Here is a 19,305-nt window from a genome sequence, read left to right on the forward strand (position 1 = left end):
GCACGACCCTCGAACATGAAGAGACGGTCAGATGAAGCCGGACTTCATGAATCCCATCCCCAACTGTCCCGCCGCACGGTAAGGCGGCCGCGTGCGCTACAGCACCAGCACGCCGTGATGCTTGGCCTTCTCCTGCGGTTCCACGTGAATGCTGATCGACGACTGCGGCGTCTCGGCGCGGATGGCGTCCTCCAGGCGGTCGCAGATGCTGTGCGCCTCCTGCACCGTCATGTCACCCGGCACCACCATGTGGAACTCGATGAACGTCACGCTTCCCGCGTGCCGGGTGCGCAGGTCATGCATCTCCAGCGCGCCCTGTCCGTGCAGACTCATCGCCTGCCGGATCTTCGCCTCGACATCCGGTTCCACCGCCGCGTCCATCAGGCCGCCCACACTCTCTCGCACCAACCGCCACCCGCTCCACAGGATGTTCAGCGCCACCAGAATCGCCAGCAGCGGGTCCAGCCACGCCTGCCCCGTCAGGCGCGCCGCCAGCACGCCCAGCAGCACGCCCGCGCTGGTGATGACGTCACTGAACACGTGCCGCCCATCGGCCAGCAGCGCCGGCGACCGTAGCGCCCGCCCCTGGCGCAGCAGCACCGACGCCCATACGGCGTTCAGCACGCCGGCCCCCAGGTTCACGCCCAACCCCGGGAGGCCCAACCCCGGTAAACCCAGCCCCGCCTGCCCCGGCAGTGGGACCGGATTCAGCAGCGCCGGTAGCGCCTCGCGCACGATGGCGGCCGCCGCCAGCACGATCAGCACGCCCTCGGCCACCGCGCTGAAGTACTCGGCCTTCGTGTGCCCGTACGGGTGGTTGGCGTCTGCCGGGCGGGCCGCGACCCGCAGCGCGATCAGCGCCGCGACCGCCGCCGCCACGTTGATGATGCTTTCCAGCGCGTCCGAGTACAGCGCCACGCTGCCGGTCATGAGGTACGCCACGTACTTCAGGGACAGCACCACCACCGCCACGAGAATGCTGCCCAGCGCCAGTCTGGACGCACGCGAGGAAGTCTGCCGGGAGGTCGAGGAAGCCGTCACCCGTGGAGCGTAGCAGGGTTAGGCAACCCGAAAACCGTGCCCTGCCCGGGAACACGGCCCGCCACGCCCGCTCCCCCCAAGGCAGGCCATTACGCCCAGGGCAGAACGCCGCCTGATACTATTCCCAGGTGAACCCGCCCGACCTGCTCGCCCAACTGAACCCCACCCAGGCACAGGCCGCCGACCACCACGAAGGCCCCGCCCTGGTCATCGCCGGCGCCGGCAGCGGCAAAACCCGCACCCTCATCTACCGCATCGCCCACCTGATCGGCCACTACGGCGTGGCGCCCGGCGAGATCCTCGCTGTGACCTTCACCAACAAGGCCGCCGCCGAAATGCGCGAACGCGCCAGCCACCTCGTCCCCGGCGCCCAAAACCTCTGGATGAGCACCTTCCACAGCGCCGGCGTGCGCATCCTGCGCGCCTACGGCGAGCACATCGGATTGAAACGCGGCTTCGTCATCTATGACGACGACGACCAGCTCGACGTTCTCAAGGACATCATGGGCAGCCTCCCCGGCATCGGCCCCGACACCAACCCCCGCGTTCTGCGCGGCATCCTCGACCGCGCCAAGAGCAACCTCCAGACCCCAACCGACCTCGACCGCGCCCACGAACCCTACCTCAACGGCATTCCCAAAGAAGCCGCCGCCGAAGCCTACCGCCGCTACGAAACGCGCAAGAAAGCCCAGAACGCCATCGACTTCGGCGACCTCATCACCGAGACCGTCCGCCTGTTCCGCGAGGTCCCCGCCGTCCTGAACGCCGTCCAGAACCGCGCCCGGTTCATTCACGTCGACGAGTACCAGGACACCAACAAAGCCCAGTACGAACTGACCCGCCTGCTCGCCTCCAGGGACCGCAACCTGCTGGTCGTCGGGGACCCCGACCAGTGCCTGCCGCCCGGCACCCTGATCGGCACGCCGCAGGGACCGCGCCCCATCGAGACCATCGCGGAAGGCGACACCGTGTGCGGCGTCGGCGCGTCCTGCACGCGCCTGCCCGCGCAGGTCACGCACGTCAAACGCGGCCACTCGTGCGGGCCACTCTGGAACGTGCAGACGGCAGAACACACGCTGCGCGGCACGCCGCACCACATCGTTCTCGCGCGGCACCAGCCCATGCAGGGACAGTGGTACGTGTACCTGATGTACCGCGAGGACCGCGGCTACCGCGTGGGCCTGACCGTCGGCGCGCGGCAGAACAGCGAGGGGCAGCCCGACTACGGTTACCGCGTCCGCCTGAACCAGGAGAACGGAGACAAGGTCTGGGTCCTGCGCGTCTGCGACACCCGCGCCGACGCCGCGTACTGGGAAGCGCTGTACGCCGCCCGCTACGGCCTGCCCACGGCGCTGTTCCACGGCGTCGGCCGGAACCTCGCCATGGGCGACGACCACCTGCAACGCCTGTTCCGCGAGATCGACACGCCCGCCGCCGCCCGCCGCCTGATGACGGACCTGCACCTGCACCCGGACTTCCCGCACCACCGCCCGCAGAACGGCGTGCGCCGCCAGAGCCTGAACCTCATCATGTTCCAGGACCACCGGCACGGCAGCGTCGGCTACCACCGCATCCAGTGGAGCAGCAACCGCGCCGACATCGCCGCGAAACTCACGGACGCCGGGCACGCCGTCCGCACGAACGGACGCGGCGGCTACCGCCTCGAACTCAGCTGCAAGGACTACCCACAGGCCCTGGCCGAGGCCCGCCAGATCGCGCAGGACGGCGGCCTGGAGCTGCAACGCAAAGCGCAGATCGGCGGCGCCATGTACGCCTTCACGCCCCTGTCACACCTGCACCCTGGCATGCTCCTGCTGGCCGACACCCCACACGGCCTCCAGGAAACAGCCGTCACGCAGGTCACGCAGGAACACTACGACGGCCCCGTGTACGACCTGACCGTCACCCCCACCCACACCTACCTCGCGGGCGGTCTGCTTGTCCACAACAGCATCTACAAGTTCCGTGGCGCGGACATTCAGAACATCCTCGACTTCCAGAAGGACTACACCGACGCGAAGGTCTACATGCTGGAGCACAACTACCGCTCCAGCGCCCGCGTGCTCGGCATCGCCAACCGCCTGATCGAGAACAACGCCGAACGCCTCGACAAGACCCTGAAAGCCGTCAAGGAAGACGGGCCGCCCGTCGTGTTCCACCGCGCCACCGACCACCGCGCCGAGGGGGACTTCGTATCCGAGTGGATCACGCGCCTGCACACCCAGGAGGGCCGCCCGCTGACGGACATGGCCGTGCTGTACCGCACGAACGCGCAGTCCCGCGTGATCGAGGAGAGCCTGCGCCGCGTGCAGATTCCTGCGAAGATCGTGGGCGGCGTGGGCTTCTATGACCGCCGGGAAGTCCGGGACATCCTCGCCTACGCCCGCCTTTCTCTTAACCCCAGTGACGACGTGGCGCTGCGCCGCATCATCGGGCGGCCCCGGCGTGGCATCGGTGACACGGCCCTCACGAAACTCCTGGAGTGGGCCGCCGCGCACCGCACCAGCCTGCTCGAAGCCTGCGCCCGCGCCGACACGGACGGCATTCTTGACCGTGGCGCGCAGAAAGCCGTGGATTTCGCCGCACTGATGCACGCCATGAGCGAAGCCGCCGACAACTACGAACCCGGCCCGTTCCTGCGCTACGTGATCGAAACCAGCGGGTACCTCGACCTGCTCCGCCAGGAAGGCCCGGAAGGACAGGTCCGCGCCGAGAACCTCGACGAACTCGTGAACGCCGCCGAGGAATGGTCCCAGGAACATGAGGGCACCATCGGCGATTTCCTCGACGACGCCGCCCTGCTGTCCAGCGTGGACGACATGCGCACCAAGCAGGAGAACAGGGACACCCCGGAAGACGCCGTGACCCTCATGACCATGCACAACGCCAAGGGCCTGGAATTCCCGGTCGTGTTCATCGTGGGCGTCGAGGAAGGCCTGCTGCCCAGCAAGGGCGCCATCGCCGAGGCGGGCGGTATCGAGGAGGAACGCCGCCTGTTCTACGTCGGCATCACCCGCGCCATGGACCGCCTGTTCCTGACCGCCGCCGAGAACCGCATGCAGTACGGCAAAACCAACGCCGCCGAGGACAGCCGCTTCCTTGAGGAAATCGAAGGCGGCTTCGACACCGTTGATCCCTACGGGCAGGTCGTCGAGTACCGCGCCAAAAGCTGGAAAACCTACCGCCCCACCGTCCCCACCAGCGCCGTCAAGAACACCAGCCCCCTGACCTCCGGCATGGCGTACCGGGGCGGCGAACGCGTCCGCCACCCAAAATTCGGCGAGGGACAGGTCCTCGCCGTAGCCGGCATCGGCGACCGGCAGGAAGTCACGGTGCACTTCCCGACCGCCGGAACGAAAAAACTCCTGGTGAAATTCGCAAACCTCTCACCCGCCTGAACGTCGGGCCGGGGTGGTACCGTTGCCGGTTGACGATGTGGCGGAGTCTGCCGGCTGATACCGATTCCGCTTGATTCGCTGCAGTCGCGAATCAAGCGGAATCCGGCTTGGTCATGCGCTCGCCTCGGCGCGCACGCTGGCGTCCGGGTCGGCGCGCAGGCGTTCGTGCAGGGTGGGGGAGAGGTCGGTGCGTCCAGCGAGTGCGAGGCGCACGCCGTCGTCCGGGTCGGCGGCCAGCGTGTCGTGCGTGCTGTCCGGGAGGTTCGGGTGGTGCGCGGCGGCGCGGCGCACCCCGGCGTTCGGGTCGCCGGCCAGCCGGGTCAGGATGTCCGCGTTGGTGGAGGGTGCGTAGGCGACGGCGCGGCGCACCTCGGGGTTCGGGTCGGCGGCCAGCCGGGACAGCAGGTCGCCGCTCAGGTCGGGCCGCACCGCGAGCACGGTCCGCACGTTCGGGTCCGGGTCGCCGATCAGGGCGTCCAGCACGGCCGGACCGAGGTGCTCGGCGCTGGCGACATGCAGGCGGATGTCCTGCTCGGGCGCGCGGGCCAGCGTCAGGACGGCCTCGTCGGGCAGGTCGTTGCGTTCCAGCACGGCGCGGCGCACCGTTTCGGTCTCGTCGGCGGCCAGTCGGATCAGCGTGGTGGGGGGCGTGTCGGGGCGGCGGGCCAGGGCGGCGCGCACGTCCGGGTCGGCGTCCAGTTCGGCGCGTTCCAGCCACGCGGCCGGGACCGTCCAGCCTTGCAGGGCGGCGGCGCGCACGGCGGCGTGCTCGTTGGTGGCCAGCCACTCGCGCACGCTGCGGGGCAGGTCCACGCGGCGGGCCAGGGTGGCCAGGACTTCCGGGTCGCCGTCCGTGCCGAGCGTCAGTGCGCAGTCCAGCGGCAGGTCCAGTCGGCGCGCCACGCCCGCCCGCACCAGTCCGTGCGAGTCACTGACCAGTTCGCGCAGCGCGTCGCCCGGCAGGTCAGGCCGGGCCGCGACGGCCTTGCGCACGTCGTAATCGTCATCGGCCGCCAGTTGCCGCACCAGCGGTTCCGGCAGGGTGTCACGCCGCGCGACGGCCTCGCGGATCTGCCATCCGGCGTCTGTGGCCAGCGCCGCCACGCGCGCCTCGCTGAGGTCCGGGCGGGCGGCCAGGGCCGTGCGCACCGCGTAATCTTCGTGCCGTAGGGCCGCGTCCAGCACCCAGGCGGGCGATCCCGGCGCGTTCAGGAGTGCGATCACGCTGTCCGCCGGGAATGAAGTCAGCAGGTTCGGGCGCGCCAGTCTCATCAGGGGCAGGCCGGGGTTCGACAGCACGTCCGCCGGGTAGGCCGCCGCCAGGGCCCCAAGAATCTCGGTGGGCGTGTTTGGGTGCCGCGCCACGAGTGCCCGCACCCGCGAATCCGGGTGTGCCGACAGGCCGGACAGCGTGTCAGCCGTGGCGCGCGGACTGGCGGCCGCCTCCAGCGCCCCCTCTACCCCCAGGATCGTCAGGGTGCGCGGATCAAGGTCGGAGAACGTCATGCGCCCGATCATGCCACGCGGGCAAGCAGGACGGTGTGGGCACAGTGTGTGGGCCGTGGGTCCGGTGGCCCAGGCCGAGCGTGCCGGTCACGGTCAGCGGCGCGGCGTGTGCGGTTTGCGCTTCGGGGCGCCCGGGAGGCTGGTGGCGTTCACCCGTGTTCCTCCAGTCGCAGGACGTCCCCGAACGGGAATCCCTCGTCTTCCAGGCCGCCGGGCGGCACCACCCACAGCGTGGGCACGCGCGGCGCCTGTTCAGGGAAGTCGCCGTACCCGTCGGTCATGTAGATCAGGACGTCGGGTTCGTGCGCGTCCAGCAACGCGAAGATCGGGCGGAAGTCCGTGCCGCCACCCCCCTGCGGGGGCGGGATCTCGCCGCCGGGTGACAGGTCGTGCGGACCGTACGCCTCAGTGTCTGCGTAGTACAGCGTGGCCCGCACATGCGGGTACGCGCCCAGCACGCCCTGCACTTCGCCCACCAGCGCGCGCACCGCGTCGTCATCCACGCTGCCGGAGGTGTCCACGGCGATCAGGGCGTTCAGGGACTCGTCGTCCAGCGCTTCCAGGTACAGGCCTCGCCCCACGAAACGCCGGTCGAAGCCGCCGAAATCGACGGGCGTGCGCGCCAGGAACCGCCACAGCTGCGCGCGCCAGTCCAGCCGTGCGGGCGCCAGCCGCATCAGTTCGCGGTGCATGCCCAGCGGGTCGTCGCCCTTCCCGCCGCTCATGGCGTCCACGCTGCGGGCCTGCGCCAGGGCCTGCTGCCACTGCCGGGCCACGTTCGGTGAGGGTGCCGCCTTCCTGGGTGGAGCGTCGCCGGGCGGGCCGTCGAGCAGGTCGTCGCCGTCCTCGCCGTCCCCGTCGGGCTCGCCGTCCAGCGCCGTGTACACCTCCTCGACGCTCAGTTTCTCCAGGTGCTCGTCCCGCGCGGCCCCGGCGGAACTGGGCGGCGTGGGCAGCCCGGCGGCCGTGACCATGCCGTTCACGATCAGGTCCGCCGAACGGTTCCAGCGTTTCTTCTCGCGCGGCCCGCGCCGCTGCACGTGCGACAGCGCCGCGTGCAGCACCTCGTGCAGCAGCAGTCCGTCCAGCACATCTGGTGCCAGTCCAGCTGCAACTTCCGGGTTCACGTACACCCGTTCCCCGTCCGTTCCGGCTGCCGCGACCTCCCGTGAGGGCACGAACTCCGCATGAAGCAGCAGCGTCGCGAAGAACGCCGACTTACCCCGCAGCCGCAACCGCGAGCCCGAGATCAGACGCTGGAACTCCGGGGTGACGGGAACCGGGGTCATGGCGCTCCCGGTGTTGAAAGTTGAAGGTTGATGGTTGACAGAGAACCGCCGTTTCCATCCACTTTCAACCATCGACCATCAGCCCCCATCACATCCCCTCCGTGAGCTCCAGCGTCCCCTGCACCAGCGTGGCGAGGCGTTCGTCGCGGCTGATCAGGTCGGCCAGGTCGGCCAGTTGCCCGATGGCCTGGAATTTACTGACCAGGGTGGCCACGTACAGTTGCAGCCACTCGGGTCCGGCGTGGTCGGCCAGCCACGTGAAGGCGTGGTGGGCCTGGTCGGCGCTCTGCGCGCGGGCGGCCAGGCCCACCACGGCGGCGTAGCGGACGCTGGGTTCGTCCGGCAGGCGCAGGCCAGCGCCGCGTCCCTCCAGAACGGTCCCGAGGTCCGGAAGCTGCTCGTACAGGCGCACGAAGGCGCTGAATTCCGCTCCGGCGGCGTCCCCGATGGCGGGCGTGGCGTCCAGTCCGGCGCGGTGCAGGCGGGCGGCCATCTCCCAGGCGCGCGGGCTGGGCCACGCGGGTTGCTGCGGGTCCAGGCGCCACAGCAGTTCGGGCCGGAAGGTCAGGAACGCGATGACGTGCTCGTGCAGGCCGCGCGCCAGGGCGTAGGCGCGCCACGAGTCGAAGTCCGGGCGGACCGTCAGGTGCAAGAAGCGGTTGGCGAGCGGGGCGGGCATGTCGAACACGCTGGCGCGGTCCTCCTTGCGGTTCCCGGCGGCCCACACGAACCACCCGTCGGGCAGCACGTAACTGCCGACCCGGCGGTCGAGGATCAGCTGCTGCGCCATGCCCTGCATGGTGGGGGGGGCCATGTTCACCTCGTCGAGGAACAGCACGCCGTGCCCGCCGCGCGGCAGGAATTCCGGCGGGTACCAGCGGGACACGCCGCCGCCCTGCCCGTCGGCTTCCGGGACGGGCAGGCCGCGCAGGTCGGTGGGGGCCAGCTGCGAGAGTCGGACGTCCACGAAGTCCAGGCCGTGCCGGGCCGCGACCTGCGCCACGACGCTGCTTTTGCCGACGCCGGGGGGGCCCCAGATCATGGTCGAGAGTTTCAGGTCGCCGCTCACGAGGGCGCTGAGGTACGTCTGAAGTTCGTTCGCAGTGAGGCTCACGGGTTCACGCTACCGCACCGGGCCGCCCGGAACGGTGCGGGCGGTACCGGAAGGGCCTTGACGCTTCGGGGTGGGGTCGGTCTGGTGGGCTGAAACGGACTGCCGCTTCATCACACCACAGTCGGGAAGACACAGCCTGTGGCTCCATACCGCGAAGGGGCGTCCGTTGTTCCCAGTCGCATCTGTTCCCAGTTGCAACTGTTCCTACTCGCAACTGTTTCTACTCGCGTCTGTTCGGATGGATTCGGTGCAGTTCCGAATCAATCGGAAGCCATGAGAGGTTATGGTGGGGGTGATTCCCTGATGCCCGGCATCCCCTATACTTTCCCCATACTTTGACTCGGTACAAGTTTCCGCCCGTCTCGTTTCCTGCCTAAAGGAGTTGCCCCTTGCTGCCCCTGATCCACCAAGTGCTGTTCTTCATCTTTGCCCTGATTGCCGGCGGCTTCGGCCTGTGGGGCTTCTACCGTCTGTACCGCCGCGTGGCGCGCGGCGCCCCCGCCAGCGAGGACCGCGCCGGGAACCCCGTCCAGCGCGTACTGTACGCCATCCGGGTCAGTCTCACCCAGGAGCGCACCTTCCGCCGCCGCACCACCATCAGCGTGCTGCACTCCTTCATCTTCTACGGCTTCGTGTACTACCTGCTGGTCAACGTCGTGGACGGCCTCGAAGGGTACATTCCCTTCCACATCTACTCGAAAGACAGCCTGCTGTTCGCCGGGTACAACTTCCTGGCCGACCTGCTCAGCATGCTGGTCCTCGTGGGCGTGGTCAGCCTCCTGATCCGCCGCCTGTTCCTGCCCAGCAAACGCGACTTCCGTTTCACGGACAAGACGCTGCTGCACCCGCTGCTGCGGGCCAACTACATCCTGCGTGACAGTCTGATCGTCTCATCGTTCATCACCTTCCACGTGGGTAGCCGCGTGCTCGGCAACGCCGCGAAGATGGCCGAGGAATCCCGCAAACTTGGCGGGTACGACTCCTTCCAGCCGTTCAGCAGCGCCCTGGGCCGCCTTCTGTTTAACGGGGCCAGCGATCAGGCCATCGAGGGCTGGCGCATCTTCGGGTTCTGGGGCGCGCTGGGCAGCGTCCTGGCGTTCCTGGCCTACTTCCCGTTCACCAAGCACATCCACATCTTCATGGCCCCGCTGAACTACGCGCTCAAGCGGCCCGTCGGCAGCGGCGTCCTGCCCCCCATGAAGGGTCTGGAAGAGGCCATGGAGGCCGACGAACCCAAACTGGGCGCCGAGAAACTCGAGGACCTGGAGTGGCCGCGCCTCCTTGATGCGTACTCCTGCATTCAGTGCAACCGCTGCCAGGACGTGTGCCCGGCCAACGCGACCGGCAAGGCCCTGAGCCCCGCCGCGCTGGAAATCAACAAACGCATGGAACTGAACGTGATCGCCGCGCACCCCAGTCCCTTCACGCTCAGGCCCGCACCTTTCGAGGGCGGCGCGAGTACCGCTCACCCCCTGCTGGAATTCGCCATCAACGAGGAAAGTGTGTGGGCCTGCACCACCTGTGGCGCCTGCATGCAGGTCTGCCCCGTGCAGGACGAGCAGATGCTCGACATCATCGACATCCGCCGCCATCAGGTCATGGTGGCCGGCGAGTTCCCCCCGCAGCTCCAGACGGCCTTCCGCGGCATGGAACGCGCCAGTAACCCCTGGGGCATCAGCCGCGACAAGCGCCTCGAATGGGCCGAGGGCCTGAAAGTCCCCACCATCGAGGAGAACCCGGAACCCGACGTGATCTACTGGGTGGGTTGCGCCGCGAGTTACGACCCCGGCGCTCAGAAGGTTGCCCGCAGCTTCGTGCAACTGCTCGACCGGGCCGGCGTGAACTACGCCGTGCTGGGCAAGAAGGAAGCCTGCACGGGCGACAGCGCCCGCCGCGCCGGGAACGAGTTCCTGTACCAGACCCTGGCCGCCGAGAACGTCGAAACGCTCAACCAGGTGGCCCCCAAACTGATCGTCGCGACCTGCCCGCACTGCATGAACGCCATCGGGCACGAGTACAAACAGCTGGGCGGCGACTACCGAACCATCCACCACACCGAGTACCTCGAAACGCTGGTCGCCGCCGGGAAACTCCCGCTGACGGAACTCGTCGAGAACGTCACGTACCACGACCCCTGCTACCTGGGCCGCCATAACGGCGTGTACGACGCGCCCCGCAACCTGATCACGCAGATGGCGGGCCAGGTGCTGGAACTCGAACGCAGCCGCGAGAACTCCTTCTGCTGCGGTGCGGGCGGCGCGCAGTTCTGGAAGGAAGAGGAAGAGGGCAGTGAGCGCGTCAGCGACAACCGCTTCCGGGAAATCCAGGCCCGCCTGGACACTGCGCGTGAAGCGAGCGCCGAGTTCGAGCAGAGCGGAGAGGTCGCCCCCGGCAAGGTCCTGGCCGTCGGATGCCCGTTCTGCAAGGCCATGATGAACTCCAGCCCCGAAAAGCAGAAACGCGACGACATCATCGTGAAAGATGTGGCGGAACTGATGCTCGAGAGCGTGCAGCGCGCCGACGGCACCTGGCAGCAGGCCGCGCCCACCGGGCCGGTCGCGGACGCAAGTCCGCTGGAGCAGCCCGAAGTGGCCAGCGCCCCGAACGCGCAGCTCCCCATGGACCGCACGGGCGACCGCCCGGGTGCCGGAGCGCCCGCCACCGTGGTCGGCGAGACGGCCGCCGCCGTGATCAACGCGCAGCCCGGCAGTCCCGACGCCACCCAGGGTACGCAGCCCGAAGAGCAGGCCGCGCACCCCGAGGCCAGCGCCCGCAAGACCTGGAAGCCCAAGGCGGCCAGCAGCGACGACGTACAGCCCACGCCGGAGCCACTGGACGCAGCCCCGGCCCGCAAAAGCTGGAAGCCGAAAGCGGCAGACGACGTGAGCGTCACCCCTCCGGCCAAGTCGGCCACAGAGGCTGAGGTTGCCCCGCAAGGCGCACCAGACGCGCCTGCCCGCAAGGCCTGGGCGCCCAAGGCAAAGCCCGGCAGCGACGACGTGAGCCCCGCGCCCGTTCCGGCAGGGGCCGCCACCGAGGCTCCGGCCCGCAAGGCCTGGGCGCCGAAAGCCAAGCCAGCACAGACAAGCGCGGAGCCCAGCAGCGCTGACCAGGCCAGCAAGGCCGACGCTGGCGTTTCTGAGGCCGGGGCGACCGTCCAGGCAGCCGCCGCGCCCGCTCCCACGCCCGCTGCGGGCGAACGTCCCAAATGGAAGCCCGGCGGCTCGAAAGTGGCCGCTCCGGCCAGCGAGACCCCCGCCGCGCCCTCGACTGCGCCCGTGACCGACACGGCGCCTGCCTCCCCGCCTGCCGAACCCGATCAGGGCACGCAGGCCGCTGCTCCTGCACCGGCGGGCGAGCGCAAGAAATGGGCGCCGAAAGCGAAGCAGGCGGCCCCCACGACCGAAGCGGCCCCGGCCACTGCCCCGGCCCCTACCACCGCCACCGCCCTGGCTGAGGCCGCTGCCGCCGCGCCCGCGCCCGAAGTGGCTCCTATCACCGAGCACGTGCACCTGGAGCAGGTCGGCGAGAACTCACTGGAGGAAGGCCAGCAGGCCACCACGGCCACCGACGCGCCCCCCACCACGGGCCGCAAGAAGTGGGACCCCAAGAAAAACGGCTGACCGCAGCTGTTACGGACGGCTCCGGGAAGGGCGTCGGTGGAATGGAGCGGCCGTCCGTATGAGCCCCATTCCATCCGCCCGGACCCTGAGAACTGCGCCGCCCAGCCGGGGGGAGCAACGCGGGTTCCGGGTGTGAAGTGATCAACCCAGCGCAGTACTGGGGTGTGAACGAACCAGACGCCAGTCCGTCTGAACAGGAGAAAGGCGCGCCGGAACACCATGTTCCAGCGCGCCTTTCTCAGGTGTGGTTCGTGCCGGGTGGGGGTACGTGATGGGAGCAAGCAGGGTGGATACCCGGCAAAATGAATGTGTGTCAGGCTAGTATCAGGGAATGACCATTGCAATCGTCACGGATTCAACGAGTGACCTGAACGCCAGCCTGTGCGCGCAGGTGGGTGTGACCAGCGTGCCGCTGTACGTGCTGTTCGACGGCAAGATGCACAAAGACGGCCTTGAGATCACGCCCAGCGACCTGTTCGCGGGCCTGAAGGCGGGGAAGAAAACGCCTTCGACCTCGCAGCCCAGCCCGGCCGAGTTCGCGGCGGCGTACACCGAGGCGTTGAAGACGGCCGATGAGGTGCTGAGCATTCACATCAGCGGGCAGATGTCCGGCACGGTCGGCAGCGCCCGGCTGGCCGCGCAGGAGTTCGGTGGGAAGGTCACGGTGCTCGACAGCCGCTCGGTCACCATGGGCCTGGGCCTGCGCGCGCTGCGGGCCGCTGAACTGGTCAGGCAGGGCCTGAGCATGGCGCAGATCGTGGAGAAACTGGAGGCGCTCCAGAAGGTCGCGGATATTCGCTTCACGGTGGACACCCTGGATTTCCTGCGCATCAACGGCCGCATCGGGGGCGCTCAGGCGCTGCTGGCGAGCCTGCTGAACATCAAGCCGATCCTGGTCGTCAGGGACGGCCGCGTCGAGCCCGGCGGCCGCGTACGCGGGCATAAGAAGGCCATGGCGGACATCGTGGATCACGTGAAGCGGTACGCCGCGCAGCACGGTGGGGCGCGCGTGGCGATCCTGTGCACCCCCGGAGGCGAAGAGTTCGTCAAAGAGGTCCGCGCGGGCCTGAGCGGCGTGTCCTTCGAGGACATGGGCGATCATCAGATCGGCGCTGTGGTCGCCACGCACACCGGCCCTGGCACGGTGGGTGTCACCATGGAACCCCTAGACGCCTGACGGTGCGCCGCTTCAGTCTTGTCCTGAACTGGCTGGCGCCGCTGTTCCTGGCGGGGTTGCTGACTGCCTGCCAGCACGGGGCCACCCAGCCCAGAGCTACTCAGTCCAGAGCTACCCAGACCAGAGCTACCCAGACCCCAACTGCCCAGGCCCCGGGCACCCCGTCCGGCGACGTGACCTCGCGGCGGCGCGAGGTGAAGCCCCCGCAGGCGCAGGTCCTGCCCGATCTCGCGGCGCGCGGCGCTGATGGCTGCCTGCTGGGCGCCCCGCCCGTCCCGAAGGCTCCGCCGCCGCCCCTGCCGCTGACGGGCACGCTGGGCCTGTGGGTGGCCGAGGTGGACCCCGCCACCCTGCACCCCCTGCGGGCCGTGGCGACCAATCCGGACTCTGCGTTTCCGCTGGCCAGTACCTACAAGCAGGCGGTCCTCTGGGCCGTGCTGCGGGCCGTGGACGCCGGAACGCTGAACCCGTCCGAGCGCTTTGACGTGACGCGCGACAACCAGAGCCTCGGTAGTTACCCCTTCGACGGCTCCAACGTGGGCACGCTGGCCGAACGCATGATCCGCAACAGTGATAACACCGCCACCGACATCCTGCACCGGCGCGTGGGCCTACCGGCCGTGCAGAGCGTCGCGGATGAGCTGGGGCTGTGCCGCACGCGCCTGATCATGCCCACCCGCGACTGGTGGGTCATGCAGGCCGGACTGTCCCGCACGTTCAACGGCACGGGACGCTGGGCCGCCGCGACCGGAAGCGCCCGTGAGCGGCTGGCGCTCCTGATCGACGCGGACGCCCGTGCGTACCGGGCCGACTACCTGCAACGCCGCCTCGACGAGTACTTTGACCGACGGTACGACCCCGCGCTGGATCTGATCACCCATAACGTCAGCACCCCGTATGAGTTCGGGACGCTGATCGCCTCCGAGTTCCTGCGCAGCGGCCTGTCGCCCCGGGCGCAGCGGTGGCAGCGCACGGTCATGGCGCTCGGGTACGGAAAGTCGGCGCTGAAGCTCGCGCACCGGAGCGGGGCGGCGTACTTCGGCGGGAAGGGCGGGAACGGCTGGCGACTCCTGACGTACAGCGGGTACGTGGAAACCACCGACGGGCGGCATCTGGTGTACGCCTTCATGCAGCGCAACGCCGCGCAGACGTACACCATGCCGAACACCCGCCGCGCCTTCGCGTGGATCAACGCGGGCATTCAGGCGGTGCTGGACGCCCCTGAGACGGATTCCGATTGATTCGGCGCAGTTCTGAATCAATCGGAGCGGATGCGAGTGGGAACAGCATACGCCCCTTCGCGGTATGGAGCGGCAGTCCGTATGAATTGCCAGCGGGAGCCAGCGCCGCCCCCTGAGCTGCGCAGAAACTGCCGGGTCAGGGGGCGGCGGGACTGGATGCGCTGCGCTTACGCCCCGGCACTCCGTTCGGTGTCCAGGCGGGCCAGTTCGGCCGTGATGGCGGCGTTCAGGCGCTCCAGAACCTCCGCGAAGGGCGCGGCCACGCTGGCCCCGGCGGCCGGGACGTGGCCGCCGCCGCCCAGGGCCACCGCGACGTTCTGCGCGCTGAATCCGGCCCGCGACCGCATGGAGAGCTTCACGTGATCCCCGTAATCCTTGACCATCACGGCCAGGAGGGTGCCCTCGGCGCTGCGCAGCAGGCCCACGTAGGATTCCACGTCCTCCCAGGCGGCCCCGGCGCGGTCCAGCATCGCCTGATCCACGCGGGCCAGCACGACCCGTCCCGCGTGCAGGAACTGCATGGTGCCCAGCACCTCGCGCAGCAGGTGGTAGTAGGTGGGCGGATTCTGACCCAGCTGATCGTTGAGCCAGCCCAGCCTCGCCCCGTGGGCGCGCAGCCGCGCGGCGACCGAGAACGTTCCGGGGGTCACGCTGTCGAAGCGGAAGCTGCCCGTGTCGGTGTTCAGGCCCAGCATCAGTGGGGTGGCCAGCGCCTCGGTCCAGGTGACGCCCAGCTCGTCCAGCAGGTCGGTGATCATCAGGGCCGTGGCGGGCCGCGAGGGGTCCACCAGTAGCGCGGTGGCGCGCCGGGCGTTCGTGCCGTGATGGTCAATATTGACGACCGGTCCCGCGTACCCGGTCAGGTCCAGCCCGGCCACGCGGGACGGGTCGTTGTTGTCCACGTCCAGCACCACGACGAGCGCGCCTTGTGGAACGGCAGGCAGCGGCTCACTCAGCTCGGCGGGTTCCGGCAGGAACTTCAGGTAACGCGGGACGGTCATGGGCGCGGTCACGTCGCGGCCCAGGCTGCGCAGCGCCCGCGTGAGGCCCAGCACGCTGCCCAGGGCGTCGCCGTCCGGGTTCTCGTGCGAGAGGATCACGAACGGGCCGGTGTGGTCCAGCAGCGTGCGGGCGACCCGTGTCAGGTCGGCGTGGTACTCGGGGCTGGCGGTGTTCTGCGCGGTCATCGCCGCTCACTGTATCCTGCCGCTCCGGGAGGGCCGCGTCAGGCGGTCAGCTCCGGACGGTCAGCTCCGGGCGGTCAGCTCTGGGCGGTCAGCTCTGGGAGGGCAGCGCCGCCCCCGCAGGTTGATCCCCACCGCCGACCCCCCCCCAGATCCGAGCTGACAGCCTGACGCGGGCACAGTATGCTGCGGCGCGTGCCCCGCCGTCTGAATCTGGCCGCCCTGACCAACGAGGAGCTTCAACTCCTGGTGGGGGAGGACCGCGCCGTGGGGCTGCTGGCCGACATCAGCCGCGCCCGCATGGAGGGCCGCGCCGTACCCGGCCCCGAGGTGCACGACACCCTGACCTTCGAACCCCTGGAGGAACGCGCCTGGGGCAGCACGCCCGAGCAGTCGCGCGCACTGGGTACCATGCACGCGGCGCTGCTGGCCCTGAACGCCGAATTCCATGGAACGTTCTACCTGCCGGCCATCAGTGAGGTCCGGCACCTGCGCGCCTACACCCTGGAACCCGACACGACCGCCGCGCTGCGCTGGAGTGAAACGCCGGAATCCGCCCGCACGGGCCGCGCGTACCTGCAACTCCTGACCTGGCTGCGGGACCGCGCCAGCGGCGTGGCCTGCGTCCTGACAACCTCATCGCCCACCCTGCCGTCGCCTGCCCTCAGTGAAGAACTGGACCAGCATCACCACCCGGACTCCAGTCCCGCCGAACTGCTGGCCCTGCACCGCGCCTCCGTCCTGCGGCACGGGCGCGGGCAGAAGCTAGGCGCAGAGGCCGACTGGGCGCGTCCCTGGCAGGCGTCGCACGCGCTGAATCTGAGCGCCTGGGTGCGGCGCGGCCTGCTGATCGACGACCCCGCCCAGCCCACCACCGACGGCGCACACAGAGCCCGTGCCGGAACCTGAGCGCCCGTCCGTTCGATACAGACGGCACTCCACTCCGCCACAGGCGGGAAAGCCTCCGCCTGCGGTTCCATACCGCGAAGGGGCGTCTATTGTTCCTGACCGCATCTGCTTTATTTGATGCGGCATTGTGCCGACTCAACAGCAGTCCGTCTAAGTCCAGGTCTGAACAAAGGGGGCATACGCGCCGTTCCAGTGCGGCACAATCGGTACCATGACCGATTCAGCCTTCCACCCGCAGTTCACGCCGTCTCACGCCCAACCTGACCTGGCCGGGCGGCACGTCGCGTTCGACTGGGGCGGCGTGTTCACGGTCGGCACCTTCGACGGGCGCAGCACCCAGAACGTCGCGGACCGCAGCGGCGTGCCCGTCGAGCAGGTACGCGACAGTTACTTCCGTCACGTGCGGCACCTGGAGGTCGGTGCCTGGAGCCTCCCGCAGTTCTGGACGGTCATTCAGGAGGAAGCCGGGGTGCCCCTGCCCTACGAGGAGTTCGAGGCACTGTATCTGGGCAGCATCGTGGAGAACCCGCCCATGTTTGCCACGCTGGCCGCGCTGCCGCTGAGCGTGCGCGTGGGCCTGCTGAGCAACAACTACCCGGTCATCAGTGATCATCTGCGCCGGGACCCCCGGTTTGGGCGCTTTCACCAGCCGGTGTTCAGCAACGAACTGGGCCACAAGAAACCCTCGCCTGAATCCTTCGCGGCGCTGGAGCAGGCCATGGGTATACCCGCCACGCAGGTGGCGTTCGTGGACGACGTGCAGGAGAACATCGACGCTGCCAATGCCGCCGGGTTTCACGGCATTCTGTACAGCCACGAGGCGCACGCGGCCTTCGAGCAGGCCCTTCAGGAGTGGCTGAACGGCTGAACCACCGCCCGTCGGTTCTCCGCCTGCCCCCACCCGGTCCGCGCGACCCGGTGGGGGTTTGCCTGCGGCCTCTGTCTCACGTCCGCGCCGGGCGGTTTACCTGATCAGGTGGTTTACCCCGTAAGTCCAGAAGTAAACCACCCCTGGCGGCGCGGCGCACAGCGCACAATGCCCCTACAGAAACCACGCGGGTTCACCCGCACCACCCACACAAGCCGGCAGACACCGCCTTCCCACCGGAAAGCGGACCACCCCCAGCACATCCCCAGGAGGACCACCATGACCACCAACCCCCGCACCCCCGCCGAGATCCTGGAAAAAACCTGGCAGACCGAGGAACGCTGGCAGGGCATCAAGCGCAACTACGGCGCCGAGGAAGTCGTGAAACTGCGCGGCAGCTTGCCCATCGAGTACACCCTGGCCCGCCACGGCGCCAACAAACTCTGGCGCCTGATGAAGGAAGAACCCTTTGTGAACGCCCTGGGCGCCCTGACCGGCAACCAGGCCATGCAGCAGGTCAAGGCCGGCCTGAAAGCCATCTACCTGAGCGGCTGGCAGGTCGCCGGTGACGCCAACAACGCCGGGCAGATGTACCCCGACCAGAGCCTGTACCCCGCCTCCAGCGTGCCGGACGTCGTCAAGCGCATCAACAACACCCTGCGCCGCGCCGACCAGATCCAGTCCAGCGAAGGCAAGAACGACGTGGACTACTTCGCGCCCATCGTCGCCGACGCCGAAGCCGGGTTCGGCGGTCCCCTGAACGCCTTCGAACTGATGAAAGCCATGATCGAAGCGGGCGCCGCTGGCGTGCACTTCGAAGACCAGCTGGCCAGCGAGAAGAAGTGCGGTCACCTGGGCGGTAAGGTCCTCGTGCCCACCAGCCAGTTCATCCGCACCCTGAACGCCGCGCGCCTCGCCGCCGACGTGAGCGGCGTCCCCACCGTCCTGATTGCCCGCACCGACGCCGACGCCGCCAACCTGCTCACCAGCGACATCGACGACAACGACCGCCCCTTCTGCACCGGCGAACGCACCCCCGAAGGCTTCTACTACGTCAAACCCGGCATCGATCAGGCCATCAGCCGCGCCCTGGCCTACGCGCCCTACGCCGACGTGATCTGGTGCGAAACCAGCGTCCCCAACCTGGAAGACGCTCAGAAGTTCGCCGACGCGGTGCACGAGAAATTCCCCGGCAAGCTGCTCGCGTACAACTGCAGCCCCAGCTTCAACTGGAAGAAGAATCTCGACGACGAAACCATCGCCAAGTATCAGGTCGAACTGGGCAAGATGGGCTACAAGTTCCAGTTCATCACCCTGGCCGGCTTCCACAGCCTGAACATGAGCATGTTCGACCTCGCCTACGGTTACGCCCGTAACCAGATGACGGCCTTCGTGGAACTCCAGGAACGCGAATTCGCCGCCCAGGAACGCGGGTTCACCGCCGTCAAGCACCAGCGCGAGGTCGGTACCGGGTACTTCGACCTGGTTGCCCAGGCCGCCAGCGGCGGACAGAGCAGCACCACCGCCCTGGCTGGCAGCACCGAAGCGCAGCAGTTCACCAAAGAACTCGCCGGAGCTCACGACTGAACGCCTGAACACCCACCGCAGCGTGCGTGCCGCGCCATGACCGCCCAGAAGGGGGAGAGCCGATCACCGGTTTCTCCCCCTCAGGCGTGCCTGACCGCCAGGCGACGGTGCCGCTCATACGCACTGCGGTAGTTTCGGTGCAGTTCCGATGCAGTCCCAGCGGATGAGAGGAGGAACAACAGATTGGGCGCAATAGAGCGCAGTCCGTGTGACGGGGAGCAGGCAGGGCTTGCCGCGCGCGCTCGCCGTCTGCGGAACCGAGCAAGACGGACTCCGGTGGATTATGCGATTCAACCCGAGCGGACGCGGAGGGCTGAGCCGTAGGGCCAGCAGGAGACAAGGGGTTCTTGGCGTAGAGTTTCCGGCGT

The 19,305-nt window shown here is 68.7% G+C and carries 12 protein-coding genes; 7 read left to right on the top strand and 5 right to left on the bottom strand.

From position 1 onward, the window contains the following. Nucleotides 1–96 precede the first annotated feature (96 nt). On the bottom strand, nt 97–1,041 hold the full coding sequence (locus QZ271_RS02340) for a cation diffusion facilitator family transporter (RefSeq protein WP_291428607.1): 945 nt from the start codon (nt 1,039–1,041) through the stop codon (nt 97–99). A 128-nt stretch (nt 1,042–1,169) separates the two neighbouring features. Here QZ271_RS02340 and QZ271_RS02345 point away from each other — a divergent pair, with 128 nt between their 5' ends. Beyond that, nucleotides 1,170–4,439 (top strand): UvrD-helicase domain-containing protein, encoded by a 3,270-nt coding sequence (locus QZ271_RS02345; protein WP_291428608.1) that lies wholly within the window; start codon nt 1,170–1,172, stop codon nt 4,437–4,439. A 111-nt stretch (nt 4,440–4,550) separates the two neighbouring features. Here the strand turns inward: QZ271_RS02345 and QZ271_RS02350 are convergent, their stop codons facing one another. From QZ271_RS02350 to QZ271_RS02360, 3 genes are all read right to left on the bottom strand, one after another. Next, entirely contained in the window at nt 4,551–5,945 is a 1,395-nt protein-coding gene (locus QZ271_RS02350; protein WP_291428609.1) for a hypothetical protein, read from the bottom strand. 149 nt (nt 5,946–6,094) lie between these two features. Continuing rightward, a complete protein-coding gene (locus QZ271_RS02355) occupies nt 6,095–7,234 on the bottom strand; it encodes a VWA-like domain-containing protein (RefSeq protein ID WP_291428611.1) in 1,140 nt (379 codons plus the stop codon). Nucleotides 7,235–7,322: 88 nt separating this feature from the next. Beyond that, the gene (locus QZ271_RS02360) at nt 7,323–8,348 is read right to left on the bottom strand and encodes a MoxR family ATPase (protein ID WP_291428613.1); all 1,026 of its coding nucleotides are present in this window, start codon (nt 8,346–8,348) and stop codon (nt 7,323–7,325) included. A gap of 389 nt (nt 8,349–8,737) precedes the next feature. On the opposite strand from QZ271_RS02360, the gene QZ271_RS02365 reads away from it, so the two are divergent. The 3 genes from QZ271_RS02365 (at nt 8,738) to QZ271_RS02375 (ending at nt 14,389) form a co-directional block, all read left to right on the top strand. Then, entirely contained in the window at nt 8,738–11,971 is a 3,234-nt protein-coding gene (locus tag QZ271_RS02365; RefSeq protein WP_291428615.1) for a heterodisulfide reductase-related iron-sulfur binding cluster, read from the top strand. A gap of 331 nt (nt 11,972–12,302) precedes the next feature. Further along, a complete protein-coding gene (locus QZ271_RS02370; protein WP_291428617.1) occupies nt 12,303–13,148 on the top strand; it encodes a DegV family protein in 846 nt (281 codons plus the stop codon). A gap of 218 nt (nt 13,149–13,366) precedes the next feature. Further along, nucleotides 13,367–14,389: a serine hydrolase gene (locus QZ271_RS02375; RefSeq protein ID WP_291428677.1), complete on the top strand. Its 1,023-nt coding sequence runs from the start codon at nt 13,367–13,369 to the stop codon at nt 14,387–14,389. 167 nt (nt 14,390–14,556) lie between these two features. Here QZ271_RS02375 and QZ271_RS02380 read toward each other — a convergent pair whose 3' ends face one another. Further along, nucleotides 14,557–15,576: a bifunctional oligoribonuclease/PAP phosphatase NrnA gene (locus QZ271_RS02380; RefSeq protein WP_291428619.1), complete on the bottom strand. Its 1,020-nt coding sequence runs from the start codon at nt 15,574–15,576 to the stop codon at nt 14,557–14,559. 192 nt (nt 15,577–15,768) lie between these two features. On the opposite strand from QZ271_RS02380, the gene QZ271_RS02385 reads away from it, so the two are divergent. From QZ271_RS02385 to aceA, 3 genes are all read left to right on the top strand, one after another. Then, nucleotides 15,769–16,482 (top strand): hypothetical protein, encoded by a 714-nt coding sequence (locus QZ271_RS02385; protein ID WP_291428621.1) that lies wholly within the window; start codon nt 15,769–15,771, stop codon nt 16,480–16,482. Nucleotides 16,483–16,693: 211 nt separating this feature from the next. Continuing rightward, nucleotides 16,694–17,350, top strand: a complete 657-nt coding sequence (locus QZ271_RS02390) for an HAD family phosphatase (RefSeq protein WP_291428622.1) — start codon at nt 16,694–16,696, stop codon at nt 17,348–17,350. A gap of 279 nt (nt 17,351–17,629) precedes the next feature. Beyond that, nucleotides 17,630–18,937, top strand: coding sequence for an isocitrate lyase (gene aceA, locus QZ271_RS02395; protein ID WP_291428625.1), 1,308 nt, complete (start codon nt 17,630–17,632; stop codon nt 18,935–18,937). The last annotated feature ends 368 nt before the right edge of the window (nt 18,938–19,305 follow it).

It is taken from the genome of Deinococcus sp. (assembly GCF_018260555.1).
In the GTDB taxonomy this organism is placed as follows: domain Bacteria; phylum Deinococcota; class Deinococci; order Deinococcales; family Deinococcaceae; genus Deinococcus.

What these genes read in the sequence shown, in the direction of transcription:
- QZ271_RS02350 (WP_291428609.1), bottom strand. Translation starts at nt 5,945, where the DNA reads ATGACGTTCTCCGACCTTGATCCGCGCACCCTGACGATCCTGGGGGTA.
- QZ271_RS02355 (WP_291428611.1), bottom strand. Translation starts at nt 7,234, where the DNA reads ATGACCCCGGTTCCCGTCACCCCGGAGTTCCAGCGTCTGATCTCGGGC.
- QZ271_RS02370 (WP_291428617.1), top strand. Translation starts at nt 12,303, where the DNA reads ATGACCATTGCAATCGTCACGGATTCAACGAGTGACCTGAACGCCAGC.
- QZ271_RS02380 (WP_291428619.1), bottom strand. Translation starts at nt 15,576, where the DNA reads ATGACCGCGCAGAACACCGCCAGCCCCGAGTACCACGCCGACCTGACA.
- QZ271_RS02390 (WP_291428622.1), top strand. Translation starts at nt 16,694, where the DNA reads ATGACCGATTCAGCCTTCCACCCGCAGTTCACGCCGTCTCACGCCCAA.
- aceA (WP_291428625.1), top strand. Translation starts at nt 17,630, where the DNA reads ATGACCACCAACCCCCGCACCCCCGCCGAGATCCTGGAAAAAACCTGG.